The organism is Pseudomonas sp. FG98, from assembly GCF_057808595.1.
This window is the reverse complement of record NZ_JBMDIJ010000086.1, coordinates 1-24,837: the sequence shown is the minus strand read 5'-3', so window position 1 is coordinate 24,837 and position 24,837 is coordinate 1. Positions and strand designations below refer to the sequence as shown.

Here is a 24,837-nt window from a genome sequence, read left to right as displayed (position 1 = left end):
CACCATCGCAATCGCTGGCAAGCCAGCTCCCACCGGGGCCGCATCGTTTCCAAGCTGTTTCAGTTGGTCAGGAATAACCTCATGTAGTCGGCGGCGACATATGAGCAAAACGTGTTACCAAAACCGCTTTTCTGCGACACGTTAACCCGATGCGCATAGTTCCTCCTCAATCCCCAAACCCCATCGCCCGCCGATACTGCTTCGGTGTAAACCCGGTCAACTGCTTGAACTGTCGGGTAAACGCACTGTGGTCGGTATACCCGCACTGCAACGCCACCTCGGTGATCGGCAGGTCGGTCGATAGCAGCTTGTGGGCATGTTCCAGGCGTACCTTGTGGATCATCTGCCGCGGCGTGAGGTGGAACACCCGCTTGCAGTAGCGCTCCAGCTGCGCCACAGAGATGCCGGCGATGCGGGTCAGTTCGCCGAGCGTCACCGGCCGGTGGAAATGCGTGCGGATATGCTCGTCCACCGCCGCCAGGCGCTCGAAAGCCGGGTGGCTGGAACTGGCCGATTGCAGGTCTACCGAGACCCCGGCCAGGCCGATGATGTCCCCCGCCCGGTTGAACAGCGGGCGCTTGTGGGTCAGGCACCAGCCCGGCTTGCGCGAGTCATACAAGTGCAGTTCCAGTTGATCTTCCAGCACCCGCCCTTCTTCCAGCACCCGCCGATCCTGGTCGGTATATCCCGGGCCGAAGCGTGCCGGAAAGACTTCGGCACTGGTCTTGCCCAATAAGGGTTTCAAACTTTTCAGGCCGCAGCGTTGAACCAATGCCGAGTTGGCCAACAAATAACGCGCCTGCAAGTCTTTGATAAATATCGTGGCAGTGGGAATGGCATCGAACAGTGGTAACAGGAAGGCCAGGCCCGATAAAAACTCTTCGATGTTTTCCGGCCGATGCTGGTCATGGCCCTGGCACAGGATGGCAAATGCATTGGGGTTCACGGGGGCTCTCCGGTTCCTGACCGACTGGTAAAAATCCGCTCGCATGTCGAGGCGCAAGCCAGCTTGCCGCAGTCAGCCGGCACTGTCGAGCAACACACAAAACCTTATGCAACGTGGCCTGCAAAGCTTCAGAAATTTCCGAAGAACCTTGTCGAAATTTCCTAACTATGCCGATTTCGTCATGACTACTGGAGAAAACCATCAAGCGCCGGGGCGCCGATGAGTTCACTGTATCGACATTGCCCGAGTCGTCGAAGTGTCGTGGCGAATGGTGGGCAATGCATTACCAGTGCTGGAGAAGTGTGTCTCCAGGCGCTGCGCGGCATGACGCCCTAACAGGAACTTTCAAATAACAAAGAAGCTATCGACAAGTGCATTGACCGCGCCGGGTGATCCCCTGCGTCAGTGTTGCAACAGTGACATTCATTCTGCCTATCCAATAACCCACAAGAAGGCGACGCCATGTCAGGCAAGTTCAAGAAACAACTTTCATTGGTAGACCTTACCTTTATCGGACTGGGAGCCATCTTCGGCTCCGGCTGGCTGTTCGCCGCCAGCCACGTGTCCGCCATTGCCGGTCCCGCCGGGATCTTCTCCTGGTTGCTCGGCGGCTTCGCCGTCCTGCTGCTGGGCATCGTCTACTGCGAACTAGGAGCAGCCTTGCCCCGGGCCGGTGGCGTAGTGCGTTACCCGGTGTACTCCCACGGCCCGCTGCTGGGCTACCTGATGGGTTTCATCACCCTGATCGCCTTCTCCAGCCTGGTGGCCATCGAAGTGGTCGCCGCCCGCCAGTACGCCGCCGCCTGGTTCCCCGAGCTGACCAAGGCCGGTTCCAGCGACCCGACGATAGTCGGCTGGATGGTGCAGTTCGGCCTGTTGTGCCTGTTCTTCTTCCTCAACTACAACAGCGTGAAGACCTTCGCCAAGTCCAACAACCTGGTCAGCGTGTTCAAGTTCATCGTGCCGCTGCTGGTGATCGGCGTGCTGTTCACCTTCTTCAAGCCGGACAACTTCACCTCCCACGGCTTCGCCCCGTTCGGCCTGTCCGGCGTGGAAATGGCGGTCTCCGCCGGCGGCATCATCTTCGCCTACCTGGGCCTGACCCCGATCATCTCGGTAGCCTCGGAAGTGAAGAACCCGCAGCGCACCATCCCCATCGCCCTGATCCTCTCGGTGCTGCTGTCCACCGCCATCTATGCCCTGTTGCAGATCGCCTTCCTCGGCGGCGTACCGACCGAAATGCTGGCCAACGGCTGGGCCGGGGTCACCAAGGAACTGGCCCTGCCCTACCGCGACATCGCCATCGCCCTCGGCGTCGGCTGGCTGGCCTGGCTGGTGGTGGCCGATGCGGTGATCTCGCCCAGCGGCTGCGGCAACATCTACATGAACGCCACCCCGCGCGTGGTCTACGGCTGGGCCCGCACCGGCACCTTCTTCAGCATCTTCACCCGTATCGACGAGAAGTCCGGCATCCCGCGCCCGGCCCTGTGGCTGACCTTCGGCCTGTCGGTGTTCTGGACCCTGCCCTTCCCGTCCTGGGAAGCACTGATCAACGTGGTCTCCGCCGCGCTGATCCTCAGCTACGCGGTTGCCCCGGTCACCGTCGCCGCCCTGCGCCGCAACGCTCCCGAACTGGTGCGCCCGTTCAAGGTGAAAGGCATGGGCGTGCTCGGTCCGCTGTCGTTCATCATCGCCGCGCTGATCGTCTACTGGTCCGGCTGGAAGACCGTGTCCTGGCTGCTCAGCCTGCAGATCCTGATGTTCGTCATCTACCTGCTGTGCGGTCGCTTCGTGCCGACCATGCACCTGAGCCTGGGCCAGCAAGTGCGCTCCTCGGCCTGGCTGATCGGCTTCTACGCCGTGACCATCCTGCTTTCCTGGCTCGGCAGCTTCGGCGGCATGGGCGTCATCACCCATCCGCTCGACACCATCGTCGTCGCCCTCTGTGCCCTGGGCATCTACTACTGGGGTGCGGCTACCGGGATCCCGGCGCACCTGGTGCAACTGGACGCCGAAGACGCCGAGAGCGAAGCCGAGCAACGACCGCTGCATGACCCGCGCGGTGCCCGCGCCCAGCTGTCCTGAGCCCAGGAGAAAACCTGATGAGCGAACGCATCAACCTCAGCCTGCAACAGGTCTTCGACCTGGCCCTGCGCGCCCTGACCGACAACGGCATGGCCGAGGACCACGCCCGGGCGATCGCCGAGGTGATCACCCAGGGCCAGCGCGACGAGTGCCATTCCCATGGCCTGTACCGGGTACTGGTGTGCGTGCGTTCGCTGCGCTCGGGCAAGGTCGACCCCGTTGCACAACCAACCCTGAGCCAACCGGCACCGGCGATCGTCAAGGTCGATGCGCACTTCGGCTATTCCCTGCTGGCCTTCCAGACCGGCCTGCCGCACCTGGTGCAACAGGCCCGGGAGCAAGGCGTGGCGGCCATGGTGATCCGCAACTGCTTCCACTTCTCGGCCCTGTGGCCGGAGGTTGAAGCCATCGCCAGCCATGCCCTGGTGGGCATGGCAATGACGCCAAGCCATGCCTGGGTCGCGCCGGAGGGCGGCAAGCGGGGCGTGTTCGGCACCAACCCGCTGGCCTTCGCCTGGCCGCGGACGGGACAGGAGCCGTTCGTCTTCGACTTCGCCACCAGCGCCATCGCCCGCGGCGACATCGAACTGCATGCCCGCCAGGGCAAGGCCATCCCCCTGGGCTGGGGCGTGGACGCCGAGGGTATGCCCAGCACCGATGCCCGGGCCGTGCTCGACGGCGCGATGCAGACCTTCGGCGGGCACAAGGGCTCGGCCCTGGCGGCGATGATCGAACTGCTGGCCGGGGCGCTGATCGGCGACCTGACCAGCGCCGATTCCCTGGCCTTCGACGGCGGTAGCGGGGCCACTCCGTGCCACGGCGAACTGCTGCTGGCCTTCGATCCCCGGCGCTTCGCCGGCGACGACCTGGCGGCCGGCGAGCAACGCGCCGAGCGCCTGTTCGCCGCCATCACCGACCAGGGCGCGCGCCTGCCGTCGCAGCGGCGCTTTGCCGCGCGCAAGCGCTCCGCAGCGCAGGGCGTCTGGGTCGAACAAAGCCTGCTCAACGATATCCACGGCCTGCTGGCCTGAACCAAACCTCCACAACTTCAAGAAGGGGACAGCTTCATGAAACGGGTCCACGTGATCGACTCTCACACCGGCGGCGAACCGACCCGCCTGGTACTCAAGGGGTTTCCCGAACTGGCCGGCGCAACCATGGCCGAGCAACGCGACGCCCTGCGCGAGCAGCACGATGAATGGCGCCGCGCCTGCCTGCTGGAGCCGCGCGGCAACGATGTGCTGGTCGGTGCGCTGTACTGTGCGCCGGTCTCGGCGGATGCCACCTGCGGCGTGATCTTCTTCAACAACGCTGGCTACCTCGGCATGTGCGGCCACGGCACCATCGGCCTGGTCAACTCGCTGCAGTACCTGGGCCTGATCGAGCCGGGCGTGCACAAGATCGACACCCCGGTGGGGCCGGTCAGCGCCACCCTGCACGAGGATGGCCGGGTCACCGTGGGCAACGTGCCGTCGTACCGCTACCGCCAGCAGGTCGAGGTCGCAGTGCCGGGCTACGGCAGCTTCCTCGGCGATATCGCCTGGGGCGGCAACTGGTTCTTCCTGGTTTCCGAGCACGGCCAGGACCTGCGCCTGGACAACGTCGAGCGCCTCACCGACCTGACCTGGAAGATGCTCCGCGCCCTTGAGGAGCAAGGCATCAGCGGTGAAGGCGGCGCGCCGATCGACCATATCGAACTGTTCGCCGACGACGCCGTGGCCGACAGCCGCAACTTCGTCATGTGCCCGGGCAAGGCCTACGACCGCTCGCCCTGCGGCACGGGCACCAGCGCCAAGCTGGCCTGCCTGGCCGCCGACGGCAAGCTCGCCGCCGGGCAGACCTGGGTCCAGGCGAGCATCACCGGCAGCCGCTTCGAAGGCCGCTACGAACAGGACGGCGAGCGGATTCGCCCGTTCATTACCGGACAAGCCTTCATGACCGCCGACAGCACGCTGCTGATCGATGACGCGGATGCGTTTGCCTGGGGCATTTGAGTTGCCCTTGAGCCCGCTATCGCTGGCAACGCCAGCTCCCACAAGGACCGTGGATACCGGACTCATACCTTTCCAGACCGAACACGCAGAACCCTGTGGGAGCTGGCATTGCCAGCGATGAGGCACTCAAGCCCACCACCTAACTGAAAACCCAAAGGAACAGAACCATGACCAGCAACATCTTCACCGGCACCATCCCCGCCCTGATGACCCCTTGCACCACCGAGCGCAAGCCTGATTTCGACGCCCTGGTCCGCAAGGGCAAGGAACTGATCGAGACCGGCATGAGCGCCGTGGTCTACTGCGGCTCGATGGGCGACTGGCCGCTGCTGACCGAGGCCGAGCGCCAGGAAGGCGTGGCCCGCCTGGTCGCCGCCGGCGTGCCGACCATCGTCGGCACCGGTGCGGTCAACAGCCGCGAAGCCGTGTCCCACGCCGCCCACGCCGCCAAGGTCGGCGCCCATGGCCTGATGGTCATTCCTCGCGTGCTGTCCCGCGGTGCCTCGCCGGCCGCCCAGGAAGCCCACTTCGCCGCCATCCTCGAAGCCGCGCCGAACCTGCCGGCGGTGATCTACAACAGTCCCTACTACGGCTTCGCCACCCGCGCCGAGCTGTTCTTCAAGCTGCGCCGCAAGTACGCCAACCTGATCGGCTTCAAGGAGTTCGGCGGTGCCGCCGACATGCGCTACGCCGCCGAGCACATCACCTCCCAGGATGAAAGCGTGATCCTGATGGCCGGTGTCGATACCCAGGTGGTCCACGGCTTCGTCAACTGTGGTGCCACCGGCGCCATCACCGGTATCGGCAACGCCTTGCCGCGGGAAGTCCTGCTGCTGGTGGAACTGAGCAAGCAGGCCGCCAAGGGCGACGCCGCCGCCCGCAGCCGTGCGCTGGAACTGTCCGAGGCCCTGCAGGTGCTGTCGTCCTTCGACGAAGGCTGCGACCTGGTGCTCTATTACAAGTACCTGATGGTCCTCAACGGCGACCTCGAATACACCCTGCACTTCAACGAAACCGACGTGCTCAGCGACGCCCAGCGCAACTACGCGCAGACCCAGTACAACCTGTTCCGCCAGTGGTTCGCCAACTGGTCGAGCGCGCACAACCTGGTCTGACCCATCCCGCTCTACCGGTGGCGCCGTCCTGCTGTCGCGCCACCGGCTTTCGAATTCTTTCCTGGAGGCGCCATGACCCTGACAGGCAGCATGCTCATCGGCCAGCAAGCCATCGCTGGCAGCCGCGAAGCGATCCGCGCGGTCGACCCGAGCACCAACCAAGCACTGGATCCGGTCTATCCGGGCGGCACCCTCGAACACGTGGAGCAGGCCTGCGCCCTGGCCTGGGCGGCCTTCGACAGCTTCCGCGAGACGTCGCTGGAAGCCCGCGCGACCTTTCTTGAAACCATCGCCGAACAGATCGAAGCCCTCGGCGACGTGCTGATCGACCGCGCCGTGGCCGAAAGCGGCCTGCCTCGCCCGCGCATCATCGGCGAACGCGGGCGCACCTGCGGCCAACTGCGGACCTTCGCCCGCACCGTGCGCGCCGGTGAATGGCTCGACGTGCGCGTCGACCCCGCCCAGCCACAACGCCAGCCCCTGCCCCGCGCCGACCTGCGCCAGCGGCAGATTCCCCTGGGCCCGGTGGCGGTGTTCGGCGCCAGCAACTTCCCCCTGGCCTTCTCCGTCGCTGGCAGCGATACCGCTTCGGCCCTGGCCGCCGGCTGCCCGGTGGTGGTCAAGGCCCACGGCGCCCACCCCGGCACCAGCGAGCTGGTCGGCCAGGCCGTGGCCCGTGCGGTCAAGCAGTGCAACCTGGCGGAGGGGGTGTTCTCCCTGCTCTATGGCTCCGGCCGCGAAGTGGGCATCGCCCTGGTCTGCGACGAGCGGATCAAGGCGGTCGGTTTCACCGGATCGCGCAGTGGCGGCATCGCCTTGTGCCAGGCCGCCCAGGCCCGGCCCGAGCCGATCCCGGTGTATGCCGAGATGAGCTCGATCAACCCGGTATTCCTCTTCCCGGCAGCCTTGCAGGCCCGCGGCGAAGCGCTGGCGCAAGGCTTCGTCGCCTCGCTGAACCAGGGCGCCGGGCAGTTCTGCACCAACCCCGGCCTGGTTATCGCCCGCCAAGGGCCGGACCTCGACCACTTTATCGCCAGCGCCGCCCAGCACATCTGGCAAAGCCCGGCGCAGACCATGCTCACCCCCGGTATCTACAGCGCCTACCGCAACGGCATCGAGGCCCTCGGCGCCAATCCCCGTGCCGACACCGCTGCCGCCGGCAAGGCCGGTGACGGTCCGAACCAATGCCAGACCCACCTGTTCGTCACCAGCGCGCGGGACTTCCTCGACGACCCGAGCCTGCAGGCCGAAGTATTCGGTTCGGCCTCGCTGGTGGTGACCTGCAGCGACGACGCACAGGTCCGCCAGGTTGCCGAACACCTGGAAGGCCAACTGACCGCCACCCTGCACCTGGACGACGCCGACCTCGACCAGGCCCGCGCCCTGCTGCCAGTGCTGGAACGCAAGGCCGGGCGCCTGCTGGTCAATGGCTGGCCGACCGGCGTGGAAGTCTGCGACGCCATGGTCCATGGCGGCCCGTTCCCGGCCACCTCCGACCCGCGCGGCACCTCGGTGGGCACTGCGGCGATCCAGCGTTTCCTGCGTCCGGTGTGCTACCAGGACTTCCCCGACAGCCTGCTGCCGGTCGCCCTGCAACACGGCAACCCGCTGCATCTGCGGCGGTTGCTCGATGGTCAGCGGGAAGCGTGAAGCATGACCACGACCTTTACCTCCAGTGACCTGGACATCGCCGTGATCGGCGCCGGTATCGTCGGCGTCGCCTGCGCGCTGCAACTGGCGCGGCAGGGGCAGCGGGTAGTGCTGGTGGATCGCCAGGCGCCCGGGATGGGCGCATCGTTCGGCAATGCCGGGCACCTGGCCACCGAGCAGGTCTTCCCCATCGCCGACCTGTCGATTCTCAAGCGCTTGCCGGCGATGCTGCTGGACCCCATGGGGCCGCTGCGCCTGGACTGGAAATACCTGCCCCGGGCGATGCCCTGGTTCGTCCACCTGCTGCTCAACCTGCGAGCGTCACCGTTTCGCCGCAGCGTGGCCGGGATTCGCGCGCTCAACGAGGCCAGCCTGGGTGCCTGGCGGCGCCTGCTCGGCTCCGTCCAGCGCAGTGACATGCTGCGCGAGGACGGCTCGCTGCTGGTCTTCGAAAAGCCGCAATCCCGGGCCGCCATCGACGCGCTGCAAGCCCGCATGCGCGCGCAGAACGTGCCCGTCCAGCTGTGGCAGGCCGATGCCGTGCGCAACGCCGCGCCGCAGTTGAGCGAGCATGTCCAGGGCGGCTTGTTCTTCCCCGCCACCGGACACTTTCTCGATCCCCATGTGGCGCTGACGGCGCTGTACGAGTCGGCTGTTGCGGCCGGCGTTCGCTTCGTTCAGCGCGAGGTTCGGGATGCGCGCTTGCAGGCCGATGGCATCACCCTGCTCAGCGACCAGGGCGAACTGACCGTGCCCCGGGTGCTGATCGCCTGTGGCGCGCACTCAGCCCGGCTCACCGCAGCGCTGACCGGCAAGCGGGTACCGCTGGACACCGAGCGCGGCTATCACCTGATGCTGCCCCATGAACACCAGCGCCTGCCGTTCGCCGTCACCTCGCTGGAGCGCAAGTTCATCATGACCCCGATGTCCGGCGGCCTGCGCCTGGCCGGTACGGTGGAGTTCGCCGGGCTGGAACGGCCTGCCAACATGGCTCGGGCCTGGCAGTTGCAGAAGCTCGCCCAAGGCTTGTTCAAACAGCCACTGGACGCCCGCGAAGCCACGCCATGGATGGGCTTCCGGCCATCGTTGCCGGACTCGCTGCCGGTGATCGACCGGGTCTGCGACGGGCGCGTGCTGCTGGCCTTCGGGCACCAGCATCTGGGGTTGACCCAGGCGGCGGTGACGGCGGAGATGGTGGGTGGGTTGATGGGAGGTGAGGTGGAGGGGTTGCCGGACTTCGCGGCCTATCGGCTGGACAGGTTCTAAGGTGTCCCTGAGGGACTCATCGCTGGCAATGCCAGCTCCCACAAGTTGTGTGCCTGGCCTGAGTTCTGTGGTCGGCCGGGATCCTTGTGGGAGCCGGCGTTGCCGGCGATGAGGCCAATGAAAACGATAGAGATCCTTTGCCGGACTCAGTGCATCGAATCCACCAGCACCTCCTCCCCCAACCCGCCATTCACCGGCAGCGGCAGGTTGGTCGAGTTGCTCGCCCGCATCACCCGCACCGGCCTTGCCCCCGCCTCCCTGGCCGAGCTGATGTCGCTGTCGGAATCGCCGTAATACACCCGCAACCCCAGCTCGCGAATGAACCGCGCCTTGTCCGGCCCCGAGGTAAACACCACCGGTTGCATGTCGCGGATGGCAAAAGTCTGCTGCAGGATCGCGGTCAACTGCTCGCCCTCGGTCCGCGGCCGCGCGGTGATGAAATACACGGTGTCCCCGCGCCGCTGATGCTCGGCAATCAACGCCCGCGCCACCTCCTTGGGAATCGAATAGCGATCGCAACCGCCATTGGTTTCCGCCCAGAACGCCATGTTCTTCAGGTAGGCAGTGCTGCCCGGCGAATACTTCTGCTGGCCCTCGTAGAAGCACGGACTGGAGTAGAGCACGGTGTCGTCGATATCGAAGCCCACCGCCATCGGTGCCTCCTTCGCCAAGGACGCAGACAGTTGCTCGACGCTGATCCAATGCACCTCGGGCTGCTGCGCCGGGCGCGAACAGCCCAGCAGGGAGACAGCCAATACGGCGGCCAGGGTGTAACGGGAAATACCCACGGGAACCTCGCAGACAGATAGACGGAGCCATGTCACCGGCACGGCGAACTTTCATACCTGACAGCAATGTCAATTATGTTTCAGTCCCTGACCACCCTGTCAGCTTGTGACGGAATCCCGTATTTATCGAATCAAGACCCAAACTAGCCAAATAGAGAATCTGGCATTTCGCCACTTCATGAAATTGTAACGTCAGGTCTCTAGGTTGTTCCTGACATCAGTGACAGCTTTCGGAAATTCCGTAACGGGCTCTCACAACTCAGGAAACGTGGGAGAGCCACCGCAATGCGCAGTTGGGAAGAACCGAAAAAGAAACGCCTGCACATCGAGATCATCCCGATGATCGACGTGATGATGTTCCTGCTGGTGTTCTTCGTGCTGATCAGCCTGAACGTGATTCCGGCCCTGGGTATCAAGACCCAGTTGCCCGGCGCCGCCCATGCCCAGCAGTTGAAACCGCAGAACAAGGCGGTGATTACCCTGGGCCTGGACCAACGCCTGCAACTGGACGGCCAGGACCTCCACGAGGACGAGCTGGTGCGCCAGTTGAAGGCGCTGGAGAACAGCAGCGAGAAGCTGGTGATCATCCTCAACAGCGACCAGGACGTGGAAGTGGGCCGGCTCGTGGCAGTGATGGATCTGCTCAAGAGCAACGGCTTCGCCTCCGTCTCCATCGCCACGCGCAAGTTGTAAGTCATGTCGGCCCTGTTCAAATCGCGAAAAGCCCTCGCGTGCCTGCCGGCGATCTGTTTGTTGGTGGTGGCGGTCCAGAGCGCCTTGAAGGCGGACCTGAAGATCACCCCGAAATATGACGAAAGCACGGTCGAGGTGGCCTTGATCGATCCGGCCGAGCTACTGCCGGAACCACCGCCACCACCACCGCCGCCACCTGAACCCGAACCGGAGCCGGAACCCCTGCCGGAGCCGGACCCGGAACCCGTGGTCGAGTTGCCGGAACCGCCGCCCAAGCCAAAGCCCAAACCGCCTGAGCCGAAGCCGCAACCACCGAAACCGAAACCACAGGTCGCAGCAAAACCGGCGCCTACCCCAGCGCCGCCCCAGCCGGTCACCCCACCGGCACCGAGCAAACCGGCCCCGGCGCCGGTTGCCGCCAAACCCGCACCGCCACCACCCCCGGCGGCCCCCGCGGTCAACGTGGCCGCACTGGAAAACAGCTACATCGCTGCCCTGCATGCGGAGCTGGAGAAGTACAAGCAATACCCGCGAGGCCGCGAGGCATCGCTGCAACGCCCGGAAGGCAGTGTCGTGGTCTGGCTGCTGATCGACCGGGGAGGACGCGTGCTCGACTCAGGGATCGAGAAGAAGGCCGCCAGCATGCTGCTGAACAAGGCTGCGCAAACCAGCCTGCGCCGGATCGAGCAGGTAAGACCCTTTCCCGAAGCGGTTTTCGCGGGCAAGGACAAGTACCGATTCATCGCGACGCTTGTTTACAACATAGAAAACTAGGTTCCACCACAGTTGCCCGCCGACGCCCCGCCCCTGGCGTCGCGTGGGCGGCTGCCCGGAAGAAACCTGAAACCTGTCTTCAACACAAACCTGGATTACTTAGTTAGGGAGGGAAGCTCGGTGAAACTCGATCGGCTGTTCGTCATGATGTTGGCTGTGGGTTGCGGCGGCTGGACCGCTGCGGCGCTGGCAGAAGATTCCGTGGATATCGGTCACGTCAATGTGACCGGCCAGACCGTCGGCAATGGCCAGATGGTCCAGGAAGAAGCCCCCAAGTCGCGCTCCACCGTGACCAAGGAAGCCCTGGAAAAAATGACGCCGACCGGCAACGGTGTCGACAAGCTGAAGTACACCCCCGGCATCAACGTCTCCAGTGACGACAGCACCGGTCTGTCCGGCTTCAACTTCACCATGCGCGGCATGAACTCCGACCAGATCGGCATGACCATGGACGGCGTCCCGATCAACGACTCGGGCAACTACGCCGTGTACCCCAACCTGCTGGGCGATCCGGAAAACCTCCAGGAAGTCTTCGTCACCCAGGGCTCGTCCGAACTGGACGCCCCGCATATCGGCTCCAGCGGCGGCAACATCGGCCTGGTGTCGATGGCGCCGACCAAGGACGCCGGGGTGTTCTTCAAGCAGACCGTGGGCAGCAACAACCTGACCAAGACCTTCGTGCGCCTCAACACCGGCGAATACAACGGCCTGAGCAACTACATTTCCGCGTCCAAGACCAACAGCGACAAGTGGAAAGGCAAGGGCGACCTGGATGCCGAGAAATTCGAACTGAACAGCCTGTTCAAGTTCGGCGAAGGCAACTCGATCAACGGCATCATCAAGTACCACAAGCAGGAGAACTACAACTACGTCTCGCCAAGCCTGGCGCAGTACAAGTCGGATCACGACTACGACTTCCCCAACGAGCCGACCTACAACCCGACCACCGGCAAGCTGACCACCGCCAGCTGGCGCACCAGCATCAACCCGTTCGAAACCCTGACCGCCTCGGTGACCAGCCGCTGGCAACTGCGCGACGACCTGCAACTGACCGTCGCCCCGTATTACTACTGGGCCAACGGCGGCAGCTACCGGGCCTTCGGCTCGCCGGCCACCCTCACCCGCACCACCAACAGCTCCGGCAACTACGACCTGAGCAACCTGAACACCACCGCTCAGTACAACGCCGACGGCAATCCGGTCAGTGGCCGCTACTACCGTCCGTCCTGGACCGAGACCTGGCGTCCGGGGATCAACACCAAACTGAGCTGGGCGTTCAACGACGAGCACACCATCGACGTCGGCTACTGGTACGAGCGCGCCCGCCAGCGCCAGACCCAGCCCTTCGTCACCCTCAAGCCCGATGGCAGCCCGACCGATATCTGGGCCGACTACGAAGGCTCCAACCAGGCCCGCGACGCCAATGGCAACGTGATTCAAGGCCGTAACTACTTCACCATCACCCCGGTGCACAAGCTGTTCGTCCAGGACACCTGGAGCGCCACGCCCGACCTGACCCTGACCGCCGGCGTCGCCTACGAGCACTCGGCCCGCGACGGCGACATGAAGGCCAGCCTCTACGACACCCCGGAGAAGCGCGACAAGACCTACCGCGAGTTCCTCCCCAGCTTCAGCGCGCGCTACCAGGTCAACGAAGAGAACCAGGCGTTCTACAACATCACCCGCAACATGCGCACGCCGCCGAACTACGTGCTCTACAACACCGCCGACTCGATCAGCCTCAAGCCCGAGCTGAGCTGGAACCAGGAACTCGGCTGGCGCTACGCGACCGACGAGATGGCCCTGTCGGCCACCCTGTTCTACCTGCAGTTCAAGGACCGCCAGGTCTCCAGCCGTGACGAAGTCACCGGCGACTACCTGATGCTCAACGTCGGCAAGGTCGAGAACCGTGGTGTCGAGCTGGAGTTCAGCGGCCTGCTGCCGCACAACTTCAACTACTACGCCTCGTACACCTACACCGAAGCCGAGCAGCAGAACGACACGCTCTACTACGGCGTCTACGTGCCGACCAAGGGCAAGCAGATCGCCGGCGTGCCGAAGAACATGTTCAACATCAGCCTGGGCTACGACGACGGACGCTTCTACGGCAACGTCATCGGCAAGTTCGTCGACAACCAGTTCGGCGACCTGACCAACGACCAGAGCATCCCGCACTACACCACCGTGGACATGAACGTCGGCTACCGCTTGCCGGTGAACAAGAACTACATGAAGGACGCCACCATCCGCCTGTCGCTGAACAACGTGTTCAACCGCGAGTACCTGTCGGGCGTGCAGACCACCGTCTTCAACTCGGTGCGCTACAACGGCACCGGCTCGTCCTACGCCGGTGCGCAGACGCCGTACTACACCATCGGCGAAGAGCAGACCGTCGCGCTGTCCGTGGAAGCCAACTTCTAACCCCATCCCGGGACTGGCCTTCGCGCCGGTCCCGGCCTTTTCGCTCGACCGAGGCAACCCGCCATGAACATGGACCTGCTCCACGACATCACCTTCTACATCATGTACGGCGCCGCCGCCCTGGCCGCCTTCGTGGTGGTGGAACGCGGCATCTTCTTCGCCTACAACCTGCGCAAGGCCCGCGGCCTGGAAAACGCGCTGCACAAGAAAGTGCGCCACTTCGACGAACTGCCCGCCGAACTGCGCCAGCGCGACAGCCTGCCCCTGGAGCTGCTGCGCCAGCTGTTCGAAGGCCGTGGCCAGGTGCATTCGCACAACGAGCTGGAGGACCTCGGCCAGGCCATCTACATCTCCATGCGCGGCAAGCTCAACCACAGCCTGTGGATCCTCGAGGCGGTGGTCGCCGGCGCGCCGCTGCTCGGCCTGCTGGGCACCATCCTCGGCATCATCGACACCTTCAAGGCCCTCGCCGAAGCCGGCGTTTCCGACCCGGGCGAAGTCTCCCGCGGCATCGGTACCGCGCTCTACGCCACCGCCCTGGGCATCGCCATCGCCCTGGTCGGCCTGGTGTTCAACAACCACCTGCAAGACCGCCTGGAACTGATCAACGACCACCTGAAGATGCTGCTCCTGCGCGCCGGCATGGGCACGCCGTTCGCCAGCAAGCCGGTCGTCGCCACCACCTCCACCCTGCAAACTGCCTGACCGGTCGGAGTAGTCCATGTCGTCTCTCGCTCCACGTCGCTTGTCCTTGCTGCTGGCCGCCATGCTCCTGGCCAGCGGCTGCCAGAAAGCCGCCGAGCCGGTGCAGGTCACGGTCGCCGCGCTCAACGATTTCCACGGCAACCTGCTGGCCAGCCCCTTCCAGTACCCGGATGCCAATGCCCCGGATGGTCAGGTCAAACTCAAGGCCGGTGGCCTCGGTGCGCTCAGCGGTGCCCTGGCCGAGCTACGCAAGGAAGACCCGCAACTGCTGCTGATCGGCGCAGGCGACATGGTCGGCGGCAGTCCGCCGATTTCCTCGATGTGGGCCGACGAGCCGAGCCTCAAGGCCCTCGACCTGCTCGGTCTGAAATTCTCCGTGGTCGGCAACCATGAGCTGGACCACGGCAAGGGCGAGCTGCTGCGCCAGATCGATGGCGGCTGCCAGTCCGACCGTGCCGACAAGGCCTGCCAGTTCGACAAGGCGTTCAAGGGCGCCGGCTTCCCCTACATTTCCGCCAACCTGATCGACAAGCAGAGCGGCAAGCCGCTGTTCGCCGGCTACCGCATCGAGCAGGCCCACGGCGCGAAGATCGCCTTCGTCGGCAGCACCCTGCGCACCGTCGCCAACTATGTCAGTGCGAAAAGCATGGGCGACCTCTATACCGTCGACGAGGCCGAGGCGATCAACGCCCTGCTGCCTGAGCTGCGCGCGCAGAAGGTCGACGCCATCGTCGCCGTGATCCACCAGGGCGGCGCCACCCCGGAGCGCTTCGACCAGCAGGACTGCAGCCAGCTCAGCGGCGACGTGGTGGAAGTCGCCAAACGCCTCGACCCGCAGATCAAGGTGGTGGTCACCGCCCATACCCACGAAGGCTATCTGTGCCGCCTCGGCGACAAGCTGGTGACCCAGGGCGCCTCCTTCGGCCGCCTGCTGACCCGCCTGACCCTGACCGTCGACACCGACAAACACCAGTTGCTCGACGTCAAGGCCAGCAACCTGGTGATCGACGCCCAGCGCTACAGCGCCAGCGCCGAAGTCGCCCCGCTGCTGGCCGACGTGCAAAGCCGCAGCCAGGCCTTGCTGGGCAAACCGATCGCCCGCCTCGCCGCCCGCGAAGTGCTGCGCGCCACCAACGAGGCCGGCGAATCGGCCATGGGCGACCTGATCGCCGACTCGCAACTGGCCGCCACCCGCGCCCTCGGCGCCCAGGTCGCGTTGATGAACCAGGGCGGCATGCGCATGGACATCACCCTCGACCAAGGCCAGGAGCAGGTGAACTACGGCCAGGTCGCCACGGTGCAGCCGTTCAACAACAGCCTGACCCTGCTGACCCTGAGCGGCGCGCAACTGCGCGAACTGCTGGAGCAGCAATGGCAGGACGGCGGCATGGGCTTCTACCCGCTGCAACCCTCGTCCTCGCTGACCTACCGCTTCGACGACAGCCGTCCGAAAGGCCAGCGCGTGCTCGCCGACAGCTTGATGGTCGACGGCCAATTGGTGCAGCCCGAGCAGGACTACCGCATCGTCATGAACAGCTTCCTCGCCGAGGGCGGCGACAACTTCACGGTGCTCAAGCAGGCCCGCGACCGCCTCGATACCGGGATCAATGACCTCGAATCGATGATCGCCTGGCTCCAGGAACGCGACCGTGCCGGCCAGCCGGTGGGCTTCGCCGAGGCGCAACAGCGCATCCGGAAAGTCTCCAGCGAGGTGGCCACCAATGCCCCCTGAAGACTGGCAAGCCCTGCACGACCGCCTTCTGCCGGAGGCCATCGCCGCCGCCGCCAGCGCCTGGTGCCCGCACTCGGAATTTCCCGTGGGCGCCGCCCTGCTGACCGCTGACGAGCGGGTGATCCGCGGCTGCAACGTGGAGAACGTGTCCTACGGCCTGACCAACTGCGCCGAGCGCAGCGCCCTGTTCAGCGCCGTCAGCCAGGGCCTCGCCCCCGGCAGCTTCAAGGCCATGTTGGTGTACGCGCCCAAGGTGCCGGTGATCTCGCCGTGCGGCGCCTGCCGCCAGGTGATGCTGGAGCTGCTGGCGCTCGACTGTCCGGTGATCTGCGTTGGCCATGATGCCGACGCCACCCGCCACTGGACCGTCGGCAAATTGCTGCCCGGCGCCTTCTGCCAGTTCTGATGCCAACCGCCCGACCGGCCGCAGATGCCGGCGGGCCTGACTGATCTTTCCGGGGAATCATCGATGGGCTTCATCGGTATCGTGGTGTTGTTGCTGTTGGCGGTGGCGTTGTCGAGCAACCGCAAGGCCATTCGTTTGCGTACCGTCGTCGCGGCCTTTGCCGTGCAGGCCGGGCTGGGCGCCTTCGCCCTCTACGTGCCCTGGGGGCAAAGCAGCCTGACCAGCATTTCCGACTCGGTCGGCTCGTTGCAGGGCTACGCCAACCAGGGCATCGACTTCATCTTCGGCGGCCTGAGCAGCGGCCGGATGTTCGAGATGTTCGGCAACGGCGGCTTCGTCTTCGCCATCCGCGTGCTGCCGCTGATCGTGTTCTTCAGCAGCTTTATCGCCGTGCTCTATTACCTGGGGATCATGAACCTGGTGATCCGCGTGATCGGCGGCGGCCTGCAGCGCCTGCTGGGCACCAGCCGCACCGAGGCGATGTCGGCCACGGCGAACATCTTCGTCGGCCAGACCGAAGCACCGATGGTCATCCGCCCGTTCGTCCGCCGCCTGACCCGCTCCGAGCTGTTCGCAGTGATGGCCGGCGGCATGGCCTCGGTGGCCGGCTCGGTGCTCATCGGCTATGCGGCCCTCGGTGTCGAGCTGAAATACCTGATCGCCGCCAGCTTCATGGCCGCCCCCGGCGGGCTGCTGATGGCCAAGCTGATGGAGCCGGAAACCCAGAAACCCAACGACGACCCGGACGACCCGGACGACCTGCCCGAAGACCACGCCAGCAAGCCGGCCAATGTCATCGACGCCGCCGCCCTCGGCGCCTCCGCCGGCTTGCACCTGGCGCTCAACGTCGGCGCCATGCTGCTGACCTTCATCGCCCTGATCGCCCTGCTCAACGGCCTGCTTGGCTGGACCGGCGGCTGGTTCGGCCTGCCGCAACTCAACCTGCAATCGATCCTCGGTTATCTGCTGGCTCCGCTAGCCTTCGTATTGGGGGTGCCCTGGAGCGAGGCGATGACCGCAGGCGGCTTGATCGGCCAGAAACTGGTGCTCAACGAGTTCGTCGCCTATGTCGATTTCGCCGGCTACCTCGACCCGGTGCAGGCCGCGAGCAAAGGCGTGACCGTGCTCTCGGCGCCAACCCAGGCGATCGTCACCTTCGCCCTGTGCGGCTTCGCCAACCTGTCCTCCATCGGCATCCAGCTCGGCGGCCTGGGGGTGATGGCGCCGGAGCGCCGTGCCGATATCGCCCGCCTCGGGCTCAAGGCAGTGGTGGCGGGCACCCTGTCGAACCTGATGAGCGCAGCGCTGGCCGGGGTATTCCTGACGCTATGAACATGAATCCACTGAATTCGCGTGAAGCCGAAATGATCGACCAACAAGCAACAACCGCGCGCAAGCTGATTGCGCTACTGGACCTGACTTCCCTGAATGACGATGACACCGATGCGCGCATCGTCGACCTCTGCCAGCGGGCCATGACCCCGGTCGGCGCGGTGGCGGCGGTGTGCGTCTATCCGCGCTTCGTCAGCCTGGCCCGGCAGACCCTCGATGACCTCGGCGGGCAGACCGTGGCAGTCGCCACCGTGGTCAACTTCCCGGCCGGTAACGCGCCCCTCGACGAGGTGCTGGAGCAGACCCGCCAGGCCCTGGCCGATGGCGCCGACGAGATCGACGTGGTCTACCCCTACCGCGCCCTGCTGGCCGGCGATGCCGACAGCGGCTTCGCCCTGGTCCGCGCCTGCAAGGCCCTGTGCGCCGACCGTGCATTGCTCAAGGTGATCCTCGAAACCGGCGAGCTGGCCGACCCGGCGCTGATCCGCCAGGCCAGCCTGGATGCCATCGAAGCCGGTGCCGATTTCATCAAGACCAGCACCGGCAAGGTGGCGGTCAATGCCACCGCCGAGGCGGCACAGATCATGCTCGAATGCATCGCCTCCAGCGGCATGAACGTCGGCCTGAAACCGGCCGGCGGCATGAAGACCCTGGCCGATGCGCGGGTCTACCTGGAGCTGGCCGAACAGCTCAACGGCGCGCAATGGATCTCGCCACGGCACCTGCGTCTCGGCGCCTCCAGCCTGCTCGGCGACCTGCTGCGCCACGCCGGCGTCGACAGTGCGCGCACTGACGGAGGGGCTTACTGATGGCCTGGCTCCCGCAGGAAGTGATTCGCCGCAAACGCGACGGCCTGGTGCTCGACGCCGCCGATATCCGCCGCTTCGTCAGCGGCATCACCGACTTCAGCATCAGCGAAGGCCAGGCCGCCGCCTTCGCCATGGCCGTGCTGCTCAAGGGCCTGACGGTCGACGAGCGCATCGCCCTGGCCACCGCCATGCGCGACTCCGGTCGGGTGCTGAGCTGGAACCTGCCCGGCCCGGTGGTCGACAAGCACTCCACCGGCGGCATCGGCGACCTGGTCAGCCTGCCCCTGGCGCCGCTGCTGGCAGCCTGCGGCTGCTATGTGCCGATGATCTCCGGACGCGGCCTAGGCCATACCGGCGGCACCCTCGACAAGCTCGACAGCATCCCCGGCTACGACAGCCAGCCGAGCATGCCGAAGTTGCGTGAGGTGGTGGCCAGCGTCGGCTGCGCCATCATCGGCCAGACCAACGACCTGGCCCCGGCGGACAAGCGCCTGTACGCCATCCGCGATGTCACCGGCACGGTGGAATCCATCGACCTGATCATCGCCTCGATCCTCAGCAAGAAACTGGCAGCGGGGCTGGATGTGCTGCTGATCGACGTCAAGGTCGGCAACGGCGCGTTCATGGCCCAGGCCAGCGATGCGGCGGCCCTGGCCGAGAGCATCGTTGCCGTGGCCAATGGCGCCGGCGTACGCACCCGGGCGCTGATCACCGATATGAGCCAGCCGCTGGCGCGCTCGGCGGGCAATGCCCTGGAAGTCGAGGAAGCCATCGCCCTGCTGCGCGGTGAAGTGCGCAGCCAACGGCTGTGGGACGTGACCCTGGCGCTGGCCGAGCAGACCTTGCTCTGCGCCGGCCTCGCCAGCAGTGCCGAACTGGCTCGGGAACAACTGCTCGCGGCATGGAAAAGCGGCGCCGCATTGCAGCGCTTCGCGCGCATGGTCGAGGCGCTCGGTGGCCCGGCCGACCTGGTCGAGCGCCCGGAACACCATCTGCCCGCCGCCCCGGTGGTTGTCCCGGTACCGGCGCCGCAGGCCGGCATCGTGCAGCGCATCGACACCCGCGCCATCGGCCTGGCGGTGGTCAGCCTCGGTGGCGGGCGCAGCAACCCGCAGGATCCGATCGACCCGTCGGTGGGCCTGAGCCAGCTGTGCTTCCCCGGCGAAGCGGTGGGCCCCAACCATCCTCTGGCAATGGTGCATGCCCGCGACCTGGAACAGGCCGAGCGCGCCGTCGCCGCAGTGCAGGCCGCCTACAGCATCGCCACCCTGCCCTATGAAGCGCCGGCACTGATTTCCGGCCTGTGCCTGGAGCCGTCATGAAACGTGCACTGCTGCTGGTCCTCGACTCCTTCGGCATCGGTGCCAGCGCCGATGCTCCACGCTTCGGCGATGCCGGGGCCAATACCCTGCTGCATATCGCCGAGGCCCGGGCGCGGAATGGCCAGCCGTTGCACTTGCCCAACCTGGCCCGGCTCGGGCTCGGCCATGCGGCGGCGCTCAGCGGCGGCAGTTTCCCGCCGGGGTTCAGCGCCGATACCGTGGTCGACGGGGCCTGGGGCTATGCCCGGGAACTGTCCAGCGGCAAGGACACGCCCTCCGGCCATTGGGAGATGGCCGGGGTACCGGTGCTGTTCGACTGGGGCTACTTCCCGGCGCTGGACAACAGCTTCCCACCGACCCTGCTCGAAGCGCTGATCGAACGCGGAAAGCTGCCAGGCATCCTCGGCAACTGCCACGCCTCGGGCACCACCATTCTTGAACAGCTGGGCGAGGAACATATCCGTAGCGGCAAGCCGATCCTCTACACCTCGGCCGACAGCGTGCTGCAGATCGCCGCCCACGAAGAGCACTTCGGCCTCGACCGCCTCTACGCCCTGTGCGAGCTGGCCCGGGAATTGTGCGATCCGTACAACATCGGCCGGGTCATCGCCCGGCCCTTCGTTGGTGAAGATGCAGCAAGCTTCCGCCGTACCGGCAACCGCCACGACTACTCGGTGCCGCCACCGGCACCGACCCTGCTCGACCGCCTGTGCGCCGCCGGCGGCCAGGTGTTCGCCGTGGGCAAGATCGGCGACATCTTCGCCCACCAGGGCATCAGCCGCCTGTACCCCGGCGACGGCAACGACGCGCTGTTCGACGCCACCTTGCAGGCCTTCGACGAGGCGCCGGACAACACCCTGGTGTTCAGCAACTTCGTCGACTTCGACATGCTCTACGGCCATCGCCGCGACAGCGCCGGCTACGCCGATGCCCTGGAAGCCTTCGACCGGCGCCTGCCCGAACTGCTGGCGCGGATGCAGCCCGACGACCTGCTGATCCTCGCCGCCGACCACGGCTGCGACCCCAGTGCACCGGGCAGCGACCACACCCGCGAACACATCCCGGTACTGGCCTGGGGCAACGGCGTGCGCGCCGGCAGCCTCGGCGCGCGGGACACCTTCGCCGATATCGGCCAGAGCCTGGCGGCCTTCTTCGCCCTGCCCGCCTGCACCCACGGCCGCTCGTTCCTCGATGGAGATCACTGAGATGCCCACACCCCATATCGCCGCCCAGCCGGGCGAGTTCGCCGACACCGTGCTGATGCCCGGCGACCCGCTGCGCGCCAGGATGATCGCCGACACCTACCTGGACGATGTGCGCCAGGTCAACGGGATCCGCAACATGCTCGGCTACACCGGCCTGTACCGCGACCAGCGCATCTCGGTGATGGGCTCGGGCATGGGCATTCCGTCCGTATCGATCTATGCCCACGAGCTGTTCAGCCAGTACGGCGTCGAGCGCATCGTCCGGGTCGGCAGTTGCGGTGCGGTGCAGCCGAAGGTCAAGGTCCGCGACCTGGTGATCGCCCTCGGCGCCAGCACCGATTCGGCGGTCAACCGCAAGCGCCTGAACGGCTTCGACTTCGCCGCCATCGCCGACTACCGCCTGCTGGAGCGGGTGGTGCGCAGCGCCGATGCGGCGGGCCAGGCGCTGCATGTGGGCAACGTGTTTTCCGCCGATCTGTTCTATGAGCCGGACCCAAGCCTGTTCGAACGCATGACCCGCATGGGCATCCTCGCCGTGGAAATGGAAGCCGCCGGGCTCTATGGCGTGGCTGCCGAACTGGGCAAGCAGGCTCTCACAGTGCTCACCGTCAGCGACCACATTCTCACTGGCGAGGCGCTCAGCGCCGAACAACGCCAGCTCGACTTCCACGACATGATGCGCCTGACCCTCGACGCGCTCTGCATCCCACCCAATTGAAGACCCAGGAGAACCTGCAAGTGACTGTTAGCAAATCCCTACGCAATGGCCTGGTGCTGCTCGCCGGCCTGTGGGCTGGCCAGGTGTTCGCCTGGGGCCAGCAAGGCACCGCGCTGGTCGGTGAACTGGCCCAGCGCCAACTGACCCCCGAGGCCAGGGCCGAAGCCCAGCGCCTGCTGGGCCTGATCAAGCAAAGCGACTTCGCCGTGGTCGCCAACTGGGCCGGCAAGCTCAACCAGAACCCGCAGACCCAGGCGCTCTGGGAGCAGACCAAGAACCAGCGCCTGGTCATCTACAAGGCCGACGACTGCACCTTCCAGTTGCCCCGCGACTGCCCCGGCGGCGCCTGCAGCGTTGCCGCCATCGAGCAGAACAGCAAGGCCCTGGCCGACCCCAAGGCACCGCAGCAGACCCGGCTGATGGCGTTGCTGTTCCTGATCCATCACGCCAGCGATGCCAGCTCGCCGCTGAACAACAGCTTCAAGGATGACAAGGGCGGCTACGACTTCCCGGTCAAGGCCGGCGGCAAGACCTACAACCTGCGCCAGGTGTGGGATGACTTCCTGCTGGGCCAGGCCAGGCTGGACGTCAAGGCCTATGCCGACAAGCTCCAGGCCAGCCTGCCCGCCGCCGATTCCGCCGACCCGGCGCAGTGGTCGCAGCAGGCCTGCCGCATCGTCCGCGACGACGGCATCTATCCGCAGAAGGCCGAGAAGAAGCGCAAGCTGCCGAGCCACCGCGCCCAGGGCGACGACGACGGTGGCGATATCGACTACGCGGCCAAGGCCATTGAATACAACCGCACCGGCAAGGAGTACAGCCGGGGCGACAAGCTGATGAATGAAAAGACCAAGGGCAGCGGCGACGGCATCGACGCCGGCTACATGAGCAGCTTCGTCCCGGTGGCCGAGCAGCAGGTGCAGCTGGCCTCGGTGCGCCTTGCCCAACTCCTCAACGCGGCGCTGGTCGCCGGCCGTCCCGCTTCCTGATTTGTCGAGCTCCCCACGACCTCGGGCCGGTGCGGTACCGCCGGCCATTTTTTTCGCCTGCCGATAGTGACCGACCATGAACTACCCACGTTTGCTGCCTTTGCTGCTTGCCCTCGGCCTGGCCGGCTGCGCCTCTGCACCGACACCGGAACAACAGCGCGTCTCGCTGATGACCTGGAACGTCGAGAACCTGTTCGACACCGTCCACGATGAAGGCAAGGAGGACTTCGCCTACCTGCCGCGCAGCGTCAAGCAGGCGCACCCGGAATACCTGGCGACCTGCGCGAAGATCAGCGTGCCGGCCTGGCGCGATGAGTGCGAGAACAACGACTGGACCGACGCCCGCCTCGACGAAAAACTCACCCGCCTGGCCGACGTGATCGGCCAGATCGACGAGGGCCGCGGCCCGGACATCCTGCTGCTGGAAGAAGTGGAAAACCGCAACGTGGTGGAAATGCTCAATGCCCGCCTGGGCAAGTCCGCGTACCAGACCCGCGTGCTGCTCGAAGGCTGGGACGAGCGCGGCATCGACACCGCCGTGCTCAGCCGCCTGCCGCAGTGGGGCGAGCCGGTCCTGCACCGGGTGCCGTACCGCAACGAAAACGGCGACAGCTCGGACAAGACCGGCAAGACCCGCGGCATCCTCGAAGTGCGCCTGCTCCTGCCCGGCGGGCAGAAGGCCGCGGTGTTCGCCGTGCACCTGCCGTCCGGCGGCGGCCCCGGCTACCTGCGGCGCCAGGCGGTGGACTACCTCGCCGAACTCAAGCACCAGTTGCCGGCCGACGTGCTGCCCATCGTCGGCGGCGATTTCAACATCAATGCCGGCGAGGAGCGCCAGCATCACTACATCGCCAACGGCCTGGCCAGCACCTGGAGCGTGTCGCACCTGATCGGCTGCAACGACTGCAAGGGCAGCTACTACTACCACCGCAACCGCGAGTGGTCGTTCTTCGACCTGCTGCTGTTCCCCAAGGAAATGACCAGCGTCGGCTTCAACGGCTGGAAGGTCGACCCGGCGAGCATCCGCCTGCCCCACGCCAGCCGCTACCAGGTGAACAAATGGGGTTCGCCGGCGCGCTTCGAGGCGGGCAACTACCCCGAGGGAGTCTCCGATCACTGGCCGATGTACGCGGAGATTCATCGCTGACAGAATTGTCCGACAATGCTGTGGCCCAAGCGCCCTCCCAAGGAATGCAATGACCAACCACAAGATCAATATCCGACGCAAAAACGTCGAAAAGATCCTGCTCGCGGCCGAGCAGGTGTTCGCCGAGCAGGGGCATGCGGGCACCTCGATGTCCGACATCGCCAAGCGCGCCGACCTGCCGCGCTCCAACCTGCACTACTACTTCACCACCAAGGACGAGCTGTACCGCGAGGTGCTGGTCAACCTGCTCAGCGTCTGGGAAAAGGAAGGCGCCTGCTTCGCCCACTTCGACGACCCGCGGGTGGTGCTGACCAGCTACGTGCGGGAAAAGATGACCCACTCGCGCACCCGGCCCCACGGCTCGAAGCTATGGGCCAACGAGATCATGCATGGCGCCCCGCTGTTCCGCGACATCCTCGACGAACACCTGTTTGCCGGAGCCAAGTTCAAGGAGAACAAGATCCGCCAATGGGTCGAGGAAAAGCGCATCAAGCCGATCGAGCCGTTCGCCCTGCTGTACATGATCTGGGCCTCGACCCAGCACTATGCGGATTTCGATTACCAGGTGCGGGCGTTGAACGGGCATGCGCCCTTGAGTGACGAGCAGTTCGAGGGGGCGGTGCAGACGATTACGGCGGTGGTGTTGCGGGGGATCGGGCTGGAGCCCTAAGGGTATTGGTTGCTCTCTCGGGCCTCATCGCCGGCAACGCCGGCTCCCACAGGTATCGCATGCACCGCAG

The 24,837-nt window shown here is 65.7% G+C and carries 22 protein-coding genes; 20 read left to right on the top strand and 2 right to left on the bottom strand.

The window, feature by feature from the left end; all coding sequences use genetic code 11:
* Nucleotides 1-166 precede the first annotated feature (166 nt).
* Nucleotides 167-946, bottom strand: a complete 780-nt coding sequence (locus ACODSK_RS28165) for a PAS domain-containing protein (RefSeq protein ID WP_489020784.1) — start codon at nucleotides 944-946, stop codon at nucleotides 167-169.
* 462 nt (nucleotides 947-1,408) lie between these two features.
* On the opposite strand from ACODSK_RS28165, the gene ACODSK_RS28160 reads away from it, so the two are divergent.
* The 6 genes from ACODSK_RS28160 (at nucleotide 1,409) to ACODSK_RS28135 (ending at nucleotide 9,056) form a co-directional block, all read left to right on the top strand.
* Nucleotides 1,409-3,031 (top strand): APC family permease, encoded by a 1,623-nt coding sequence (locus ACODSK_RS28160; RefSeq protein WP_489020782.1) that lies wholly within the window; start codon nucleotides 1,409-1,411, stop codon nucleotides 3,029-3,031.
* Nucleotides 3,032-3,048: 17 nt separating this feature from the next.
* Entirely contained in the window at nucleotides 3,049-4,062 is a 1,014-nt protein-coding gene (locus tag ACODSK_RS28155; RefSeq protein ID WP_489020781.1) for an Ldh family oxidoreductase, read from the top strand.
* A gap of 36 nt (nucleotides 4,063-4,098) precedes the next feature.
* Nucleotides 4,099-5,025, top strand: coding sequence for a 4-hydroxyproline epimerase (locus ACODSK_RS28150; protein ID WP_489020779.1), 927 nt, complete (start codon nucleotides 4,099-4,101; stop codon nucleotides 5,023-5,025).
* Between the two features lie 167 nt (nucleotides 5,026-5,192).
* Entirely contained in the window at nucleotides 5,193-6,140 is a 948-nt protein-coding gene (locus tag ACODSK_RS28145; RefSeq protein ID WP_489020777.1) for a dihydrodipicolinate synthase family protein, read from the top strand.
* A 72-nt stretch (nucleotides 6,141-6,212) separates the two neighbouring features.
* Nucleotides 6,213-7,790, top strand: coding sequence for an aldehyde dehydrogenase (NADP(+)) (locus tag ACODSK_RS28140; RefSeq protein ID WP_489020776.1), 1,578 nt, complete (start codon nucleotides 6,213-6,215; stop codon nucleotides 7,788-7,790).
* Nucleotides 7,791-7,793: 3 nt separating this feature from the next.
* On the top strand, nucleotides 7,794-9,056 hold the full coding sequence (locus ACODSK_RS28135; protein WP_489020774.1) for an NAD(P)/FAD-dependent oxidoreductase: 1,263 nt from the start codon (nucleotides 7,794-7,796) through the stop codon (nucleotides 9,054-9,056).
* 146 nt (nucleotides 9,057-9,202) lie between these two features.
* Here ACODSK_RS28135 and aphA read toward each other — a convergent pair whose 3' ends face one another.
* Nucleotides 9,203-9,844, bottom strand: a complete 642-nt coding sequence (gene aphA, locus ACODSK_RS28130; RefSeq protein WP_489020772.1) for an acid phosphatase AphA — start codon at nucleotides 9,842-9,844, stop codon at nucleotides 9,203-9,205.
* A gap of 285 nt (nucleotides 9,845-10,129) precedes the next feature.
* Between aphA and ACODSK_RS28125 the strand changes: the two genes are divergently transcribed.
* The 14 genes from ACODSK_RS28125 (at nucleotide 10,130) to ACODSK_RS28060 (ending at nucleotide 24,767) form a co-directional block, all read left to right on the top strand.
* Complete coding sequence (locus tag ACODSK_RS28125; RefSeq protein ID WP_489020771.1) at nucleotides 10,130-10,537, top strand: ExbD/TolR family protein; 408 nt, start codon at nucleotides 10,130-10,132, stop codon at nucleotides 10,535-10,537.
* Nucleotides 10,538-10,540: 3 nt separating this feature from the next.
* Complete coding sequence (locus ACODSK_RS28120) at nucleotides 10,541-11,311, top strand: energy transducer TonB family protein (protein ID WP_489020769.1); 771 nt, start codon at nucleotides 10,541-10,543, stop codon at nucleotides 11,309-11,311.
* A 120-nt stretch (nucleotides 11,312-11,431) separates the two neighbouring features.
* The gene (locus ACODSK_RS28115; RefSeq protein WP_489020767.1) at nucleotides 11,432-13,732 is read left to right on the top strand and encodes a TonB-dependent receptor family protein; all 2,301 of its coding nucleotides are present in this window, start codon (nucleotides 11,432-11,434) and stop codon (nucleotides 13,730-13,732) included.
* 63 nt (nucleotides 13,733-13,795) lie between these two features.
* On the top strand, nucleotides 13,796-14,437 hold the full coding sequence (locus ACODSK_RS28110; RefSeq protein ID WP_489020765.1) for a MotA/TolQ/ExbB proton channel family protein: 642 nt from the start codon (nucleotides 13,796-13,798) through the stop codon (nucleotides 14,435-14,437).
* 16 nt (nucleotides 14,438-14,453) lie between these two features.
* Nucleotides 14,454-16,169 (top strand): bifunctional metallophosphatase/5'-nucleotidase, encoded by a 1,716-nt coding sequence (locus tag ACODSK_RS28105; RefSeq protein WP_489020763.1) that lies wholly within the window; start codon nucleotides 14,454-14,456, stop codon nucleotides 16,167-16,169.
* A complete protein-coding gene (locus ACODSK_RS28100; protein ID WP_489020762.1) occupies nucleotides 16,159-16,575 on the top strand; it encodes a cytidine deaminase in 417 nt (138 codons plus the stop codon). The genes ACODSK_RS28105 and ACODSK_RS28100 overlap by 11 nt, the downstream gene beginning before the upstream one ends.
* Before the next feature lie 63 nt (nucleotides 16,576-16,638).
* Nucleotides 16,639-17,907, top strand: a complete 1,269-nt coding sequence (locus tag ACODSK_RS28095) for a NupC/NupG family nucleoside CNT transporter (RefSeq protein WP_489020760.1) — start codon at nucleotides 16,639-16,641, stop codon at nucleotides 17,905-17,907.
* Between the two features lie 32 nt (nucleotides 17,908-17,939).
* Entirely contained in the window at nucleotides 17,940-18,716 is a 777-nt protein-coding gene (deoC, locus tag ACODSK_RS28090) for a deoxyribose-phosphate aldolase (RefSeq protein WP_489020758.1), read from the top strand.
* Entirely contained in the window at nucleotides 18,716-20,038 is a 1,323-nt protein-coding gene (gene deoA, locus ACODSK_RS28085) for a thymidine phosphorylase (RefSeq protein WP_489020756.1), read from the top strand. Before deoC ends, deoA begins: the two co-directional genes overlap by 1 nt.
* Nucleotides 20,035-21,243 (top strand): phosphopentomutase, encoded by a 1,209-nt coding sequence (locus tag ACODSK_RS28080; protein WP_489020755.1) that lies wholly within the window; start codon nucleotides 20,035-20,037, stop codon nucleotides 21,241-21,243. Before deoA ends, ACODSK_RS28080 begins: the two co-directional genes overlap by 4 nt.
* A 1-nt stretch (nucleotide 21,244) precedes the next feature.
* On the top strand, nucleotides 21,245-21,961 hold the full coding sequence (gene deoD / locus ACODSK_RS28075; protein ID WP_489020753.1) for a purine-nucleoside phosphorylase: 717 nt from the start codon (nucleotides 21,245-21,247) through the stop codon (nucleotides 21,959-21,961).
* 20 nt (nucleotides 21,962-21,981) lie between these two features.
* Nucleotides 21,982-22,950, top strand: a complete 969-nt coding sequence (locus tag ACODSK_RS28070) for a S1/P1 nuclease (RefSeq protein WP_489020752.1) — start codon at nucleotides 21,982-21,984, stop codon at nucleotides 22,948-22,950.
* 76 nt (nucleotides 22,951-23,026) lie between these two features.
* Nucleotides 23,027-24,097, top strand: a complete 1,071-nt coding sequence (locus tag ACODSK_RS28065) for an endonuclease/exonuclease/phosphatase family protein (RefSeq protein ID WP_489020750.1) — start codon at nucleotides 23,027-23,029, stop codon at nucleotides 24,095-24,097.
* Between the two features lie 49 nt (nucleotides 24,098-24,146).
* Complete coding sequence (locus ACODSK_RS28060) at nucleotides 24,147-24,767, top strand: TetR/AcrR family transcriptional regulator (RefSeq protein WP_489020748.1); 621 nt, start codon at nucleotides 24,147-24,149, stop codon at nucleotides 24,765-24,767.
* The last annotated feature ends 70 nt before the right edge of the window (nucleotides 24,768-24,837 follow it).